This is a genomic window from Ruegeria marina (assembly GCF_900101475.1).
Classification (GTDB): Bacteria; Pseudomonadota; Alphaproteobacteria; order Rhodobacterales; family Rhodobacteraceae; genus Ruegeria_B; species Ruegeria_B marina.
In genome coordinates, this window is sequence record NZ_FMZV01000005.1 from 175,756 (window position 1) to 192,347 (window position 16,592).

Here is a 16,592-nt window from a genome sequence, read left to right on the forward strand (position 1 = left end):
TCAAGGGAGTTGCAATGTGATGGAGGCGAGTACCGGAATCGAACCGGTGTACACGGATTTGCAATCCGCTGCGTCACCACTCCGCCAACTCGCCGTGCCGCTGTGGTTGTTGCGGTCTATATGATGGTCTTGGCCGGTGCAAGTCCTCTGCTGTGCTTGTTTTAACTATTTGATGATGACAACGGGCCGGTTTCGCGCCGGTCGCGCTGCTCTGCCGCGGATGGAGCGGCGATGGGACGTTGCCGCTTCTGTGTCGTTGTGGCAAAAGCCGCATAGGAAATTTGCAAGAGAGCGTCGATATGACCGAATTCGATGACCGCCGCCGCATGATGGTGGATACCCAGGTCCGCCCCTCGGATGTGACCAAGTTCCCGATAATCCAGGCGATGCTGACGGTCCCGCGCGAGCGTTTTGTTCCTGATGCGCAACGCGAAGCGGCGTATGCCGACGTCTTGGTGCCATTGGGAGGCGGACGTTCTCTTCTGGAACCGCGCACCTTTGCCAAGATGCTGGATGCCGCCAATATCGCCGGGGACGAAGTGGTCCTGGATGTCGGAAGCGGGTTGGGCTATTCGGCTGCGGTGTCTGCGCGGCTGGCACAGCTGGTCATCGCTGTGGAGCAGGACGAGGGGATGGCTGACGAGACGCAGAGCCTGCTGACGGAGGCCGGTGTCGACAATGCTGTCGTGCACAACGGGCCGCTGACCCAAGGCGCGGCGGAACATGGCCCGTATGACGTGATCCTGATCGAGGGGGGAGTCGAATCGGTTCCGGAAACGCTGATCTCCCAATTGAAGGACGGCGGCCGTATTGTCGCTTTGTTCATGGAAGGCACGCTGGGCGCGGTTCGTCTGGGGCTCAAGGTCGGCGGTCAGGTTTCCTGGCGGTTCGTGTTCAACGCCACGGCTCCGGTGTTGCCCGGATTCCAACGTGCCAAGGAATTCGTCCTCTGAGGCAGCGGTGAAACCGGGCACAGGCCTTGCTTTTTCCGGTCATGGCGTCATGCTCGGCGTTACAGGCATAAAAATGAATATTGGAGGCGAAATTCATGCTGGGAAGGCTAACGGGACGATTGTCTGGATTGGCCGCGCTGACGGCAAGCGTGGCCATGCTCGCCTTGGCTCCGAAACCGGCGGCAGCGGACAATATCGCCGACGCATTGATCGGCGCCTATAACACCAGTGGTCTTCTGGAGCAGAACCGGGCGCTTTTGCGGGCTGCCGACGAGGACGTCGCCATCGCCCTTTCAGCCCTGCGCCCGATCATCAACTGGATCTCGCGGTTGGAAAGCAGCTACACGAGATCCGGAAACGCGCTCGCGTCGACAACGTCACACCCGGATGGATTTTTTACCGGATTGGAGCTGAGGCAGCTGCTCTATGATGGCGGTGCGTCTGTTCTGGGTAAGCAGGCGGCCCAGGAAACGGTCCTGTCGACCCGGCAAGCACTGCTGCAGATCGAACAGCAGGTTCTGTTCCGCGCCGTCACGGCCTATCTGAACGTGCTATTGCAGGAAGAAACCGTCGCGATCCGCCAAAACGCCGTGCGGCTTCTGGGCGAGGAATTGCGGGCCTCTCAGGATCGGTTCGAAGTGGGCGAGGTCACCCGGACCGACGTCGCACTCTCGGAATCCCGTCTGGCCAATGCACGTGCCAATCTTGCCGATGCCAACGGGGCTCTCACGACTGCTCATGCCGAATACATCAATGCGGTCGGACGCCACCCGGGCCGAACCTCGGGTCAGCCTAGATTGCCGAGCCTGCCCCGGTCCGAGTCCGATGCCGAAGCGTTGGCGCAGCGCAACCATCCATCCCTGTTGTCGGCGCAGCACCAGGTACGCGCACTTGACCTGGGGGTTCAACGCCAGCGTGCCAGCCTTGGCCCGACGGTTCAGTTCGAAGCCAATGTCGGGTTCAACGATGACTTTGGTGGAACGGACTTCAGCGACACCGCGTCGGCGCGCGTGATCCTGTCACAGCCGATCTATGCCGGCGGTCGGCTGAACGCTCAGATCAGGCGCGTGATGGCGCAGAGGGATGCCTCGCGGGCCAATCTGCTGAATGTCCAGAGAGATGTGACACAGGATGTCAGCGACGCCTATGTGCGGTTCCAGACTGCGACTGCGAGCCTTACGGCCTCGAACGAACGGGTGCGTGCGGCGCAGGTTGCCTTTGATGGTATCCGGGAGGAAGCCACATTGGGGGCGCGGACCACGCTGGATGTGCTGACCGCCGAGCAGGATCTGCTTGATGCCCAACTGTCGCAGGTCTCTGCCCAGACCGAGCGATCTCTGGCCGCTTACCAGTTGCTCGTAGCCCAGGGGCTGCTGACTGCGGAACGCCTTGGATTGGCGGTTCAGATCTACGACCCCACGCTTTACTATAACCTGGTCAAGGATGCTCCCGCCGCCATTTCGAAACGCAGTCGCGATCTGGACCGTGTCCTGGAAGCACTGGGCAAGAAATAACAATCCTCGCCATCGGTTGTCGGATTGTCGGATCTTCGCTACACTCGACTACGAGGCCAAGAGTGGTAGTAACACATGTCTGATCCTGCAAAGACAGTAGAGATCGAGGATGTATTGTCCTCGATCCGCAGATTGGTAAGCGAAGAAGGTCGGCTTGAGACGCGCGAAACCAGCGTCTCTACCGCTCGACCGGGCAAGCTGGTGCTGACGCCGGCATTGCGGGTCGCGGACCGGGACGAAGACGTGTCCGAGGCCTCGGCCGTCTCGGATCGAGAGAATCGTCAGGAGGCTACGGAAAAACGGGAGCCGGTCGCTCCATGGAGCAACCCGGAGGCGACACTGTATTCAGCGGCCGAAGCCGCCGGAAAAGACATTGATGACCTTGCGGAGTCCAAGGAACCTGAAGCGTTTGCCGAACAGGCCCATGGTGACGAAGCCCTTGACGTCCCTCTCGATGAGCAGGATGAGGCTGAACCCGAAACGACCTTGAGCGCCAGAATAGAAGTGCTGGAAGCCGTCATCGCCCAGACCGATGATGATTGGGAGCCTGACGGGTTGAGTGAAGAAGCCTATTCCGGAACGCGCGGCGCGGCGATGGAATGGCAGGATCACCTGGAGCGCGAGGCGACGCCTGATCCCCAGACCGATGGAGCCGACAAGCTGGCGTGCTTCGATCCCGTACCGCGTGACGAAACGGAAGATGAGTTCGAATCCGGAGAGCACGATATCGTCGACGAGCGTTCGATCTTGTCGCCGGAAGACGGTTATCTCGACGAAGAAAGCCTGCGTGAACTGGTTGCCGATATCGTCCGCGAGGAGCTTCAGGGCGCGCTGGGCGAACGGATCACGAGAAACGTGCGCAAGCTGGTGCGCAGGGAGATTCATCGGGCGCTTACGGCTCAGGAATTCGAGTGATCACCGCAGGCGCGGGGGTTCGGCCATTTCCAGAAGCAGATCAAGGTCAAGATGCGCCTCGACATGGTCGGCCAGGGCGTCGAGCACCGAGTCTACCCCATCCTCGTATCCGCTCAGCGACTCGTAGCCGAGATCTCCCAGATATCGGGCCCGAAACGCGTCCGAACTGAACAGCCCATGCAGGTAGCTTCCCCGGATCCGGCCGTCGGCCGAGGCGGCGCCTTCGCGGCGCCCGTCGATTTCCAGCCAGGCGCGTGCGCAATCGGGTCCATCGGTGCGGCCAATGTGGATTTCATAGCCGCTGACGGGCTCGCGACCGGGCAGCGCGACGGCATGGCGCAGGGTCACCTGTTTCTCGCTGGTCATCACCGTCTGGACGTCCAGAAGGCCCAGCCCTTCGGTCTTGCCCGGGCGGCCCTCGATTCCTTCCGGGTCGTCGATGCTCCGGCCCAGCATCTGGTATCCGCCGCATAGGCCAAGCACATGGCCGCCGCGCCGGACATGGGCGTAGAGGTCGATATCCCACCCCTGGGCGCGGAAAAAGGCCAGATCGCCGACGGTTGACTTGCTGCCGGGCAAGAGCACGAGGTCGGCGTCGCCGGGCAGGGGGCGGCCCGGCGCGATGATCTCGACTGTCACGTTCGGCTCGGCGGCCAGCGGATCGAGATCGTCGAAATTCGCCATCCGCTCCAGTTGCGGGACCGCCACCTTGCAGGCACCGCCTGCGGCTGAACGTATGTCCATCATGTCTTCGGCGGGCAGGCGCCAGGCATCGTTGAACCAGGGCACCACGCCCAGGCATGGCCAGCCGGTCCGCCGGGCAATGTCGTCGCGCCCCTCGTCGAAGAGGGTGATGTCCCCCTTGAACCGGTTGACGGCAAAGCCGCGAACCTGCGCCAGGTCTTCAGCGTCCAGAACGGCTTGTGTGCCCACGATCTGGGCAATGACCCCGCCGCGATGAATATCCCCCACCAGAACCACGGGCACCCCGGCGGCACAGGCGAATCCCATGTTGGCAATGTCGCCCGCCCGCAGGTTGGTTTCCGCCGGGCTACCGGCGCCTTCGACCAGTACAAGGTCGGCATCTGCACATAATCTGTGAAAGCTTTCCATCGCCTTCTCAAGAAGATGCGACTTGTTCTTTCGGTAATCTCCGGCTTTCATCGTGCCCGCGCGCCGGCCCTGAACGATGATTTGCGCCCCGGTGTCCGTCTCTGGTTTCAGCAGGATGGGATTCATGTCCGTGTGCGGAACACGTCGCGCCGCACGCGCCTGAAGCGCCTGGGCGCGCCCGATTTCGCCGCCGTTTTCGGTCGCGGCCGCATTGTTGGACATGTTCTGCGGTTTGAACGGGGCAACCCGCAATCCCCGCCTGGAAAAGGCACGCGCAAGCCCGGCCACCAGCATGGACTTGCCAACATTGCTGCCGGTTCCCTGAATCATGATCGCGCGAACCATGCATGCTCCCAAACTAAGGTATCGGCAGATGATCCGAAAAACCGGGTCTTGAACAGTCCCGCGGCGGCATTCGCCAACCGGTTCCCGTCACGCGGGGACTCAAGAAAAAACGCGCCCCCCCACGGAGCGCGTTTTTGTCATGAACCGGAATTGCTTCAGGCGGCTTCGGCCTGTGCGGCGTTGCGACGCTCGCTTTCCTCGCGCGACAGCGCGACCGAGGTCCGCACACCGCGGCCCACGAATTCCATAAGCCCGCGAACCACACGTTCGTTGGGGTCGATACCGGCACAGCTCAGCACCTCGCGCCCGTCGCGCGACCGGGCCCAGCGGGCAATCTGTTCGGGACCATTGCCGTATTTCTTGTCATCGGCGATGGCGTCGTCCAGCGCGGCCAACACAACGGCCGCAAAGAGTTTCCGGGCACGGTTGCCTTGCTCGTTGTTGTAGGCAGTGCCGTCAACGAAATCTTTCATCTCGTCTTCCTTGTTGTTCTTGCTCTTGCAATTTTCGGCGTGGCGTTCCTTATGACTGATCGGGCACGATTCGGATACCCTTTAATTGCATAGATGGTTTGCATCTCTTGCATATCTTGCTGCGTGTGCAGCACTAGGTGTCGTTGTCTTGCCAGGGATCGTCCCGCCAGATATAGGGGCGCAAATGGGTGCATCAACCGTCGTGTGAAGGAATTATGTCATGCCCAAGATCAACGGAAACGAAATCCGCCCAGGCAATGTTCTGGAGCATAACGGTGGCCTTTGGGCGGCCGTGAAAGTCGACCACGTGAAGCCCGGCAAGGGCGGCGCGTTTGCCCAGGTCGAACTGCGCAACCTGCGCAACGGCACGAAGCTCAACGAGCGCTTCCGGTCGGCCGACAAGGTCGAGCGTGTCCGCCTCGAACAGAAAGACCAGCAATTTCTCTATGAATCCGATGGGATGCTGGTGTTCATGGATGCGGAAACCTATGAACAGATCGAATTGCCTGCCGAACTTCTTGGTGAGCGGCGGCCCTTCCTTCAGGATGGAATGACCATTCTCGTCGAGTTCTACGAGAACGAGGCGCTGAACGCGACCCTGCCGCAGAAAGTCACCTGCAAGATCGTCGAGACCGAGCCGGTGGTGAAGGGCCAGACTGCCGCCAACTCCTTCAAGCCGGCGCTTCTGGACAACGGGGTCAAGGTCATGGTTCCCCCGTTCATCGGACAGGATGAAATGATCATCGTGAACACCGAGACGATGGAGTATTCCGAGCGCGCATAACGTCGCGTCACACGGAGTTTCAGGGTCGTCCTTGTGGCGGCCCTTTTTCTTTTGGGGCCTATCCGGGTGTGGCCTCACCCTGGCCGATCAAGTCTCGCAAGAGCTCGAACTTGATTCTGTTTGCGCTGACCTGACGGTAAAATGCGATCAGAAACGTCGAGGGACCCTGAATCCGCCCCAAGCCGCTGACAGCGGCCACCACCGTTCCGACATCCGTCCGTCCTTGCAGTACCAGCAAGCCGCCCAGCATCAGCACGGCAACCGTGCCCGCGCCGTTGATCGCGCTGAGAACGAATTTTGTGGACAGTTTCCACAGGAACATGTTGCGGCGAGTGGTGTAGATCTCGTCGAACTTGGTCTCGACCTCGGCGACCACGGCCGCGATGTCATGTGAACTCAGCTGGTCGCTTGCAGAGCGCAGAAGTTTTACCCTGTGCGCGACATAACGGTTCACTTGTGTCTGCGACAACAGGACGACGCCGATCTGCGGTAAGATCATCAAAACCGCGATCAGACCCAGCCCGGGCTGGGTGGATGAAATATAGCCGATCACGCTGATCAGCGTGCCGATTTGCACCACCGGGTCGGCAAAGGCGCCACCAGCGAATTTGCCCAGTTCCTCGGCCTCGGAAGTTACCGCGGCCGTCAGAGTGCCCTGGCCCATGTGGTGGTCCCCGGCAACCGCGCGCGAGATCAGACGCTTGCGGAGCAATCGGATTACATGTTCACCCATAGACCCGGAAAGAAACCCCAACAGGAATTTCAGGAACAGGCTGAGCAGGATCACCGCACCCATGCCCGCCCCGAGGAGATACAGCTGGCTGGTGTCGATCGACGCCTCTGTCAGATGGTTGACGATGTCCCGTTGAAATTCAAGCGGCACTGCGGCAAGCGCGGCAATGGCCAGGGATAACAGGATAAGCACCACCTGCCGGCGCGCATTGACCCGCCAGATCGCGGCATAAAGCTGTAACATCCCCGTTCCCCTGCGACTTTTGCGGGATCCTGCCGTGCGGTGCAAAAAATATCAATCAGGGCATTTGTACCCGGGCCTCTCCGGCCTGCATGTCTCCGGTCGTCCGATCGAAACGCAGATAGGCGATCGCGTGGTTGCCGGCCCGCGTGTGCAGCATGCCTACCGGTTTTCCATTTGCTGTGATTTCGGTTCCGGGACTTGCAGGTCCTTCGACCGAAACCTGCGCCAGACCTTTGCGCAGTTCCGTCTTGTGTTTCATGCGGGCCGTGACTTCCTGCCCGACGTAACAGCCCTTGCGGAAATCGACACCGTTCAACGCCTCGAAGCCGGCTTCCAGGATATAGCTGTCACCTGTCAGTTCTATGCCGGTTTCGGGAATGCAATGGGCGACCCGGATCGCGTCCCAGTCGCTGCCGTCGTCGCTTTCCTCTGCATCCGTATATGCGCGCCATCCCAGGTCAGGGTGGCGCGGATCGGGCAGGGCGCCGTCGGGAGCGGGTCCGGTACCCCGTTGCAGGTGCAGGCCGCTGTTGCTGATGGTCACGTCAGCGCGCAACTTGTACATGGACAGGCGCTTTGCCAAACCGTCGGCCAGTTCCTCGGCGACGTCGAGCAGGACGCCTTCACCGTCTCGTTTCAGGAAGAAATCCGCCAGGTACTTGCCTTGTGGGCTCAAAAGCGCGGCATAGACCAAGCCCGCGTCCAGCTTGCGAACATCATTGGTGACCAAACCCTGAAGGAAGCTCTCGGCCTCGGAACCGGTCAATCGAAGGATGCGTCGGGTTGGCATTTTGGTGGTCCTCGTCATCGCCATGAACCTCGTGATATAGGAGAACCCGCCTGACTGACCAGAGGCCAGAGGAGAGAGTGTTTGCCTGCCATACTCAGCATCGTGATCCCCACCTATCAGGCAGAGGGTACGCTTGCCCGCGTCTTCGAAGCCTTGATGGAGGGGCTGCCCTCGGGCCTTGTTCGTGAAGTGATCGTCAGTGACGGGGGATCAAGCGACCGCACCAGGGAGATTGCCGAGGCGGCCGGAGCAGAAGTGATCCTTGGCCAGCCGTCGCGCGGCGGGCAACTGCGACGTGGATGTGCGGCGGCCAGGGCAGAATGGCTCTTGATTTTGCATGCGGACTCCGTGCCCGATCCGGGCTGGGCCGAGGTCGTGATGGCCCATACGATGTCCAGTAAATCGCCAGCCGCGTTCAGGCTGGCCTTCAGGGCCCGGGGGCTTGCGCCCCGTCTGGTCGCGGGCTGGGCCAATCTGCGGACGCAAGTGTTCCATTTGCCTTACGGTGATCAGGGGCTCTTGCTGCGCAAGTCCGACTACGAAAAGTCGGGCGGTTATCCCGACCAACCGTTGATGGAGGACGTGCATCTGGTCCGCGCCTTGCCGATTGCGCCCGTTCTGCTGCCATTGCACGTCGTCACCGGGGCCGAGCGATACCTGAAAGGCGGCTGGATTCGGCGGGGTGCACGAAACCTCTGGACTCTCGCGCGCTACTTTGCAGGGGTGTCGCCCGAGCGTCTGGAGAAGTCCTACAGGCGATAAGGACTTGTCCGTGCCGGTGTATCGGCAAGAATGACGGGGACTGGCGCAGATGCCGATTGCTGTTGGAGCGGCGAGAATGCAGGACAATCATGCAGAGCATGAGCAGAAAGCCTGGCGGGCGCTTTTTGCGTCGGACCCCGACGGGCTGATCGCCTGTCCGTCCTGCGACACCTTGCATGTTGCGGCTGCGGTTGCTCCGGGGCAAGTCGCGCGCTGCAAACGCTGTCATTTCGCCTTGATCGCGCCGCGCCGGGACACGCTGGACCGTACGCTGGCCCTTGCCTTGACCTCGGCCATCCTGATGCTGGCCGTGCTGGGGTTTCCCTTTCTCACCTTGTCCAGGCAGGGCCTTGCCAACGAAATATCCATCCTCGGGATGATCGGTGAACTGGCACATGGGTGGTACATGCTGCTGGCAATCGCGGTGGCGATGTTCGTGATAGGGCTTCCCATGCTGCGCGCGGCGGCGCTGGTCTATGTGGTCTGGGGGCTGCGCCGTAACCGTGCGCCCAGGGCCGCGCGCCATGTTTTTCGCCTAGCCGAAGCAATCCGCCCCTGGGCCATGACCGAGGTCTTCATCATCGGAACCGGTGTGGCCCTGGTGAAGGTCGCGGGGCTGGCGCGGGTGAGCTTCGGGGCGGCGTTCTGGATATTTTGCGTCATGGTGCTGGTTCTTGCGCTCAAGAACGCCTCGGTCTGCCGCTGGACGATCTGGGCCATGATCGGAGGGCGCAATTCGTGATGCGGGCGCGCGACATGGGCTGGATCGGTTGCCACAATTGTGGGGCGGTCCATGACAAGGGATCCCGGTCTTGTCGGACTTGCGGGGCCCGCTTGCACGGCCGCCTGCCGAACAGCCTGCAAAAGCTCTGGGCCTGGCTGGTGACGGGGGTGTTCTTCCTGATCCCGGCCAATCTCTATCCGTTGATCAGCAACGAGGTGTTCGGCCATGAAGAGGGGCACACGATCCTAGAGGGAATTGTCGTGTTCGCGGAATCCGGCGATTACCTGGTTGCCGGCGTGATCTTTCTGGCAAGTTTCGTGATCCCCGCGTTCAAGGTTCTGGTGATCGCGATTCTCGCCTTGTCGATCCAGTTTCACTGGCAACTCGACAGGCGCGTGCGGCATCTGCTCTATGAATTTGTGGAGTTCATCGGGCGTTGGTCGATGATTGACGTCTTTGTGGTGGCTTTGCTGACCGGTCTGGTGCATCTGGGGGCGATCCTGGCGTTTCTGCCCGGAGTTGGAGCGATCTGTTTTGCGCTGTCAGTGATTTGCACGATGCTGTCGGCGCAGGCCTTGGACTCCAGGCTGATCTGGGATGGTGTAGAGAATGAATGACGACCCGACGCTCACGCAGCCGGAGATCAAGACCCGGCGCGAACGTGGTTGGCGCAGCATTTCGCTGGTCTGGCTGGTGCCGGTGGCTGCCGTGGCCGGAGCGCTGGGGCTTGTCTGGCAAAGCTACTCGACCAGAGACATTCCGATCCGGATCGCATTTGCCGACGCAACCGGGATCGAGCCGGGCAAGACAGAGATCCGCTACCGGGAGGTCGTTGTCGGCACGGTGCAGTCTCTTCAGTTCAGCGATGACCTTGAACAGGTTGTTGCCCATGCCGAGATCAATCGCGACCTGGCGCGGTACCTTGATACCGGCACCCGGTTCTGGCTGGTGACGGCGCGTGTCGGGCCGGCGGGTATCAGCGGGTTGAACACCTTGCTTTCAGGGTCTTACATCGCCGCCGACTGGGATGCGGAACCCGGTCCCCAGGCCCGCGAATTCATTGCCGAGGCAACTGCTCCGGCGGTACCGCCGGGGACCAAGGGCAGGGCTGTTGTACTGGTCTCGCCCGACAGCGGCTCGGTCTCGGTCGGGGCGCCGATCCTCCACAAGGGCGTGCCCATGGGCAAGGTCGCTGCGGTTCGGTTCGATCCGCTCAGCGGCTCGGTTCTGATCAGCGGTTTCATCGAGGCGCCATACGACAGGATGATCACCTCTGGCACCAGGTTCTGGAATGTATCCGGCATCGGCCTTGAACTGGGCGAGGGCGGTGTGCAGTTGAAAGTGGACAGCCTGGCGTCGCTCTTGCAGGGCGGGATTGCATTCGACACGCCGATGTCCGGTGGACAAACCGTCGGTCGCCGGCCCGTGTTCGATCTGTATCCGGACGAAGCCTCCGCCCGCGACAGCTTGCTGGGGGATTCGCTTCAGGCAACCGTCGAGGTGATGTCGAATTTCGAAGGGTCGGTTCGCGGCCTCAGGGTTGGCTCCGAAGTCCTGTTTCGCGGTGTAAAGGTCGGGCAGGTGAAGCACCTGACGGCGCAGGTCGAAGAAGTCGAAGGCGGCTCTCCGGAGATCCGGATGCAGGTCATCTACACGGTCGAACCCTCTCGTCTCGGGCTGCAGGACGTTCGGACAGCAGAGGATACCCTGTCGCTCTTGTCCACGATGGTCGAACGGGGCGGGCTGCGGGCAAGGCTGATGCCGGCGTCGTTGTTCTCGGGCGGGCTGGTGGTGCAACTGGTCGAGGACGATCAGGCTGAACCTGCCGCCATCGACCATGAGTCCGCGCCTTTCCCGATCATGCCGTCGTTGCCGACACCGCCCGACACCCTGGCCGTCGCATCGCAGAACGTGCTGGACCGGGTGGCTGCGTTGCCGGTCGAAGAGTTGATGCAACGCGCCATCATGCTGCTGGAAAATGTCAACGCCATCGTGGCCGATGGCGATACACGAGCCTTGCCGGCGGATATCCGGAGCGTGCTGGACAACGTGAATTCGGTGGCCGCGTCGGAAAGCCTGCGGGCGCTGCCGGACGATCTGCGTCAGGCCGTGGCTTCGGTCAATGCCGTGCTGGACCGGTTCAATGGGCAGGAAGGGGTGCAGAAACTGGTTTCGGCGCTCGAAGAGGTCCGCGCGGCAGCCACCTATGTCTCGGATTTCAGCGTGGAACTACCGGGTCTCGTTGCCAGTATTGACGGGCTGGTGGCCAAGGCGGATGCACTGCCGCTCGAAGAGGTGGTGGCCTCGGCCGGAGAGGTCTTGCAAACCGCCAATGCGTTTCTTCAGGAGGATGACGTAAAGCGCGTTCCCGCAACGCTTTCCGCTGCCCTGGAACAGGCGGAAAAAACCCTGGCGTCGATTGAAACCGCCGCGGGTTCGGTCAACGATACGCTGGGCAAATTCGAGGAACAGCAGGTCTCGCAAACCCTGATTGACGCCCTGAACGACCTGCGCGCGGCGGCGGCCAATGTCGAGGATGCCAGCGCCGGCCTGCCTTCGCTGCTGGATGATATCGACAGGCTGGTGGCCACGGCCAATGACCTGCCGCTCAACGAGGTCGTGACCTCGGCGGATCAGGTCCTGCAATCGGCCGATGCGTTTCTGCGCAACGAGGACATGGAAAAGGTGCCCGGCGCGCTCTCGGGCGCATTGGAGCAGGTGCAGCAGGTACTGGCCGAATTGCAGGAGGGCGGCGCGGTCCGGAACCTCAACCGCACCCTGGAAACCGCGAATGCCGCAGCCGATTCCGTGGCGCTGGCGGTCAAGGACTTGCCGGAGCTTTCCAGGCGCCTGGAAGAACTGGCCGACACCGCCGAGGCCACCATCGGCGCTTATGGGCCGGGATCTCCGGTCAATCGCGAAGTGCAGGCCGCCATCGGTGATCTGCGTTCGACGGTCAGATCGCTGGACGCGCTGGTCGAGGCGATCCGGCGAAAGCCCAATTCCCTTCTGGTAGGACGTTGACGCATGAAAAAGCTGTTTTCCGTTTCCCTGATTGCACTTGCGGCCTGCAGTGCACCCGAGGAGCGTTATCTTCTGCCCGAGATTTCCGGTGTTGACACCTATCGCACCAGCGTCCGCACGGTACAGGTCTCGCGGATGGACCTGCCCGCCTATGTGAGCGACAGCGAGATCACCTTGCTGGGCGAAGACGGGGTTCTGCGGCCGACCAGAGCGGGGTTCTGGGCCGACGATCCCGAACGTTCCCTGAGCGAGATGCTGGCCGCCGGGCTGGACCAGGCGCTGAGCGCCTCGGTGGCCGCCGATCCCTGGCCCTTCGAGACGCCCGCGGATGTCCAGGTGACGGTCAAGGTGCATCGTCTGTCCGGGGTGCCGGGCCAGAACCTGGGCTTTTCCGGGCAGTACTTCCTGACCTCGCCGGCGCATGGCAACCTGGAACGGGCTCATCGCTTTGCCTATTCGGTGCCCATGTCGGCATCGACGATACAGGCCATGGCCCAGGCCCAGACCGAGGCACTGCGCCTGCTGGTCAATGACATCGCCCGCCGGGTGGCGCGGGGCTAGACCGCCCGGACTCGCCCGGGCGGCATGCAAAAGGGGCGGGAGTGATCCCGCCCCGCTTGGATTGCAAGGGGCTACTTGGCCTTGTCGCGGCCGGCAACGGGGGCAGGTTTCGCCATTCCGGCGGTGGCCAGGACCTTGGGCTTTTCCTTCTTCGGTTTCTTGGCCTCGCGATTGCCGCGATTCTTTTCCTTGGACATGGGTTTTCTCCTGACGGGTCCGGCGGGCACCATGCCTGCCGGGAGGGTAGCGTGGCCGTTGCTCTGGGTGTCAGGGTTGCCTGACCCAAAGGGGTCAGGGCGATGAGACTTTCGACGCAGCAGGGGCACGGGGCCTTGCGGTCAACCGCCGCCTGCATGGAGGAATCTATGTGGGGGTTTGGGGTGCCGCAAGGGGGGTGACGGGGATGGGGGTGGTATTTTTGTGGGGATGTGAGGGCGGTGGGCAGGACTGCCCACCCTACGCTGGTTCCAATCCTACGCTAGACACGTTGGCATTGCGCTGGCTAAGGGAAATAATAAACGTCTTTGGAGTAAACGGAATCGAAATCGGCTCCATGCTCTTGAATCTTCTCAATGACCTTGCTGTAACCGCAAACATTTGTTAAAAAATCAACCTCATCCAGCATAAAAGTAAACGAATTGTTGTAAGCTGTACCCAAGTACTTTTCAAAGTCCTCAGCCATCATCGCATTTCGATAAAATCCAAACAATGTGATGTCCTCGTCGGCCAGTAATGCCTTTTGGCCCACGGATTCAACTAAGTTTTTGAGTTCTGAGTTCTTGGTTATTCCAAATTCGTTGAGCTCAGGAATAATGCCGTCTTTCGATGCTTGCATGGAGCGCACAACTTTCTTGTTCGTTCTGGCAAAGTCGTTCAGTAAGGTTTCAGCTGACGTTACTGAAATATTATCATCTAGAACGCTAACATTATTCTCAAGGACCATTTCGCCATAGGCTTCGGCTTCGGCGACAATTTTAGAGAATTCGTTGTCGAGTAGTTCCAAGGTTCCAGCGAGAATCATAAGCCTTCTCTGCAGTTCTTCTGGAAGTGTTCTTGTTCCCTTGTAGTTTTGCTTGTGCTCAATTTCGGCCCAAGCATGCTCAAGCAGAGTGCGAATTTGAATTTCGAACTTGTGCTCTGTTATTCCACAATACTCAGGAACGGCTTTGCGCTTCTCGCCAAGGCTGCAAACTAAATGAAGAGAGCGATATCCAACCTGGTCTATGGATTTCTTCCTCTTATCGACGCAGTTCTTCTCGTCAATGGAAAACGAATCCCTTAGTATCTTTTCAGCCTTTTCGATATCGCTCTCAAGGAATACAATTACACGAATTCCTACAAGGTCAGTCATATCTGATGTTGGATTTGAGTATCGTTTGTCGCGTTGCTTTTCGACCGCGTTCTTAATGTCTTTTGTTCTGTGTTTGACGTCGAAGTAAGCAACTCCATTGTCGTCTAGAATCTTCCTTACAATCTTCTGCGTAGAATCCTCAAGCTGCTTAAGTCTTCCATAGTTGTTGTTGAGGTAGATTTCGAACTCTTTAACTTCCATCAAACATCCAACTCCTCCACGAACCGCGCGTTCTCCTGAATGTACTGGAACCGCAATTCGGGTTTCTTGCCCATCAGCCGTTCCACCAGGTCGCCGGTCTCGCCGGGTTCGTCCTCGTCTATGGTGACGCGGATCAGCTTGCGGGTTTCGGGGTTCATGGTGGTGTCCTTCAGGTCCTTGGCGTCCATTTCGCCCAGGCCCTTGAAGCGGGAGACGTCGATCTTGCCCTTGCCGCCCAGACCCTTGGCCAGCCATTCGTCACGTTCCCGCTCGTCCAGGCAATAGACCCGTTTCGCGCCTTGGGTCAGGCGGTAGAGCGGCGGGCAGGCGAGGTAGAGGTGGCCGGTGTCGATCATCGGGCGCATCTGGGTAAAGAAGAAGGTCATCAGGAGCGAGGCGATATGGGCGCCGTCGACATCGGCGTCGGTCATGATGATGATCTTGTCATAACGCAGGTCATCCACGTTGAACCGCGTGCCGAGGCCGACGCCCAGCGCCTGGGTCAGGTCGCTGATTTCCTGGTTGGAGCCGAGTTTCGAGGAGGCCGCGCCCAGCACGTTCAGGATCTTGCCCCGCAGGGGGAGGAGCGCCTGTGTCTTGCGGTCGCGCGCCATCTTGGCCGAACCGCCGGCGCTGTCGCCTTCGACGATGAACAGTTCCGTGCCCTCGCGCGAGGTGGCGGAACAATCGACCAGCTTGCCCGGCAGGCGCAGTTTCTTGGTGGCGGATTTGCGCTGGGTTTCCTTTTCCTGGCGGCGGCGGATGCGTTCCTCGGCCCGCAGCACCAGGAAATCGAGGATGGCGCCGGCGGATTTGGTATCGGCGGCGAGCCAGTTGTCGAAATGGTCGCGCACCGCGCCTTCGACCAGGCGCTGCGCCTCGACCGTGGCGAGGCGGTCCTTGGTCTGGCCGACGAATTCCGGCTCGCGGATGAAACACGAGACCAGCGCGCAGCCGCCGGTGAGCAGATCGTCGCGGGTGATCTGGGCGGCCTTCTTGTTGTTGATGAGCTCGCCATAGGCGCGGATGCCTTTCAGAACGGCGGACCAGAATCCGGCCTCGTGCGTGCCGCCCTCGGGGGTGGGGACGGTGTTGCAGTAGGACTGGATGAAGCCGTCGCGCGAGGGGGTCCAGTTGATCGCCCATTCGACCTTGCCGGGGGTGTTGAACTTCTCGGTGAAATCGACGGTGCCGGCAAAGGGTTGGTCGGCATAGGTGGAGGCGCTGCCCAGCGTCTCCTTGAGGTAGTCCGACAGGCCGCCGGGGAAGCGGAAGGTGGCCTCAAGCGGGGTTTCGCCATCGTCGATGGCGGACTTCCAGCGAATCTCGACGCCCGAGAAGAGGTAGGCCTTGGAGCGGATGGATTTGAACAGGCGCGCGGGCTTGAACCGGTGGTGGCCGAAGATCTCCTCGTCGGCGTGGAAGGTGACGGTGGTGCCGCGCCGGTTCGGGGCGGCGCCGATCTGCTGGATCGGGCCCAGCGGATGCCCGCGCGAGAAGCGCTGTTCGTAGAGCAGCTTGTCGCGGGCCACCTGCACGACCATGGAATCGGAGAGCGCGTTCACCACCGAGGCGCCGACGCCATGCAGGCCGCCCGAGGTCTGGTAGGCCTTGCCCGAGAACTTGCCGCCCGCGTGGAGCGTGCAGAGGATGACTTCGAGCGCGGATTTGCCGGGGAATTTCGGATGCGGGTCGACGGGGATGCCGCGGCCGTTGTCGCGCACGGTCAGGGCGTAGTCGGCGTGCAGTTCCACCTCGATCCGGTTGGCGTAGCCCGCGACCGCCTCGTCCATCGAGTTGTCGAGGATTTCCGCCACCATGTGATGCAGCGCCCGTTCGTCGGTGCCGCCGATATACATCCCGGGGCGCTTGCGCACTGGTTCCAGCCCTTCGAGCACCTCGATCGAGGAGGCATCGTAGGTGGCGGTCTGGGCTCCGCTGAGAAGATCGTCGGGCATGGCGCTGCTCTTGTTCTTGGGTTGGACCTCATTATGGCAGGTGATGTGGTCGGGGGAAAGAGGGGCGCTAAGGGTTGTGGACAACTCCGCGTCCGTCCCTGGCCGGGTGCGGCCGCGCTCCGGGTGGGCCGAAAGTGACATGCCGGGC

Annotated in this window: 16 protein-coding genes and 1 tRNA gene; 9 read left to right on the plus strand and 8 right to left on the minus strand. The window is 61.1% G+C overall.

Annotated elements, in window-relative coordinates:
• Positions 1-20 precede the first annotated feature (20 nt).
• A tRNA-Cys gene (locus BLT75_RS09300) sits at positions 21-94 on the minus strand.
• A 205-nt stretch (positions 95-299) separates the two neighbouring features.
• Here BLT75_RS09300 and BLT75_RS09305 point away from each other — a divergent pair.
• From BLT75_RS09305 to BLT75_RS09315, 3 genes are all read left to right on the plus strand, one after another.
• A complete protein-coding gene (locus BLT75_RS09305) occupies positions 300-953 on the plus strand; it encodes a protein-L-isoaspartate O-methyltransferase family protein (RefSeq protein ID WP_093030057.1) in 654 nt (217 codons plus the stop codon).
• A gap of 95 nt (positions 954-1,048) precedes the next feature.
• On the plus strand, positions 1,049-2,467 hold the full coding sequence (locus tag BLT75_RS09310) for a TolC family outer membrane protein (protein ID WP_093030059.1): 1,419 nt from the start codon (positions 1,049-1,051) through the stop codon (positions 2,465-2,467).
• 114 nt (positions 2,468-2,581) lie between these two features.
• Entirely contained in the window at positions 2,582-3,382 is an 801-nt protein-coding gene (locus BLT75_RS09315; protein WP_245706442.1) for a hypothetical protein, read from the plus strand.
• On the opposite strand, the gene BLT75_RS09320 is transcribed toward BLT75_RS09315, so the two are convergent.
• Both BLT75_RS09320 and BLT75_RS09325 read right to left on the minus strand, forming a co-directional pair.
• Positions 3,383-4,840, minus strand: coding sequence for a cobyric acid synthase (locus BLT75_RS09320; RefSeq protein WP_093030063.1), 1,458 nt, complete (start codon positions 4,838-4,840; stop codon positions 3,383-3,385).
• A 155-nt stretch (positions 4,841-4,995) separates the two neighbouring features.
• Positions 4,996-5,313 carry a DUF6280 family protein gene (locus BLT75_RS09325; protein ID WP_093030065.1) on the minus strand — a complete coding sequence of 106 codons (318 nt, stop codon included), beginning with the start codon at positions 5,311-5,313 and terminating at the stop codon, positions 4,996-4,998.
• A 220-nt stretch (positions 5,314-5,533) separates the two neighbouring features.
• Between BLT75_RS09325 and efp the strand changes: the two genes are divergently transcribed.
• Positions 5,534-6,097: an elongation factor P gene (gene efp, locus BLT75_RS09330; RefSeq protein ID WP_093030067.1), complete on the plus strand. Its 564-nt coding sequence runs from the start codon at positions 5,534-5,536 to the stop codon at positions 6,095-6,097.
• Between the two features lie 58 nt (positions 6,098-6,155).
• On the opposite strand, the gene BLT75_RS09335 is transcribed toward efp, so the two are convergent.
• Positions 6,156-7,073, minus strand: a complete 918-nt coding sequence (locus BLT75_RS09335) for an ABC transporter transmembrane domain-containing protein (protein ID WP_093030069.1) — start codon at positions 7,071-7,073, stop codon at positions 6,156-6,158.
• Between the two features lie 55 nt (positions 7,074-7,128).
• On the minus strand, positions 7,129-7,863 hold the full coding sequence (gene ygfZ, locus BLT75_RS09340; protein ID WP_093030534.1) for a CAF17-like 4Fe-4S cluster assembly/insertion protein YgfZ: 735 nt from the start codon (positions 7,861-7,863) through the stop codon (positions 7,129-7,131).
• Between the two features lie 81 nt (positions 7,864-7,944).
• On the opposite strand from ygfZ, the gene BLT75_RS09345 reads away from it, so the two are divergent.
• The 5 genes from BLT75_RS09345 to BLT75_RS09365 all read left to right on the plus strand — a co-directional run bounded on the left by BLT75_RS09345 (position 7,945) and on the right by BLT75_RS09365 (position 12,934).
• A complete protein-coding gene (locus BLT75_RS09345) occupies positions 7,945-8,625 on the plus strand; it encodes a TIGR04283 family arsenosugar biosynthesis glycosyltransferase (RefSeq protein ID WP_093030071.1) in 681 nt (226 codons plus the stop codon).
• Positions 8,626-8,701: 76 nt separating this feature from the next.
• The gene (locus tag BLT75_RS09350; protein ID WP_245706443.1) at positions 8,702-9,367 is read left to right on the plus strand and encodes a paraquat-inducible protein A; all 666 of its coding nucleotides are present in this window, start codon (positions 8,702-8,704) and stop codon (positions 9,365-9,367) included.
• A gap of 92 nt (positions 9,368-9,459) precedes the next feature.
• The gene (locus BLT75_RS09355; protein WP_245706445.1) at positions 9,460-9,966 is read left to right on the plus strand and encodes a paraquat-inducible protein A; all 507 of its coding nucleotides are present in this window, start codon (positions 9,460-9,462) and stop codon (positions 9,964-9,966) included.
• Positions 9,959-12,373 (plus strand): MlaD family protein, encoded by a 2,415-nt coding sequence (locus BLT75_RS09360; protein ID WP_093030075.1) that lies wholly within the window; start codon positions 9,959-9,961, stop codon positions 12,371-12,373. Before BLT75_RS09355 ends, BLT75_RS09360 begins: the two co-directional genes overlap by 8 nt.
• Positions 12,374-12,376: 3 nt before the next feature.
• Positions 12,377-12,934 carry a PqiC family protein gene (locus tag BLT75_RS09365; protein WP_093030077.1) on the plus strand — a complete coding sequence of 186 codons (558 nt, stop codon included), beginning with the start codon at positions 12,377-12,379 and terminating at the stop codon, positions 12,932-12,934.
• A 71-nt stretch (positions 12,935-13,005) separates the two neighbouring features.
• Here the strand turns inward: BLT75_RS09365 and BLT75_RS25075 are convergent, their stop codons facing one another.
• From BLT75_RS25075 to parE, 3 genes are all read right to left on the minus strand, one after another.
• Complete coding sequence (locus BLT75_RS25075; RefSeq protein ID WP_281243142.1) at positions 13,006-13,131, minus strand: hypothetical protein; 126 nt, start codon at positions 13,129-13,131, stop codon at positions 13,006-13,008.
• A gap of 305 nt (positions 13,132-13,436) precedes the next feature.
• A complete protein-coding gene (locus BLT75_RS09370) occupies positions 13,437-14,486 on the minus strand; it encodes a GTP pyrophosphokinase (protein ID WP_143028538.1) in 1,050 nt (349 codons plus the stop codon).
• Entirely contained in the window at positions 14,486-16,444 is a 1,959-nt protein-coding gene (parE, locus tag BLT75_RS09375; RefSeq protein ID WP_093030081.1) for a DNA topoisomerase IV subunit B, read from the minus strand. Before parE ends, BLT75_RS09370 begins: the two co-directional genes overlap by 1 nt.
• Positions 16,445-16,592 lie beyond the last annotated feature (148 nt).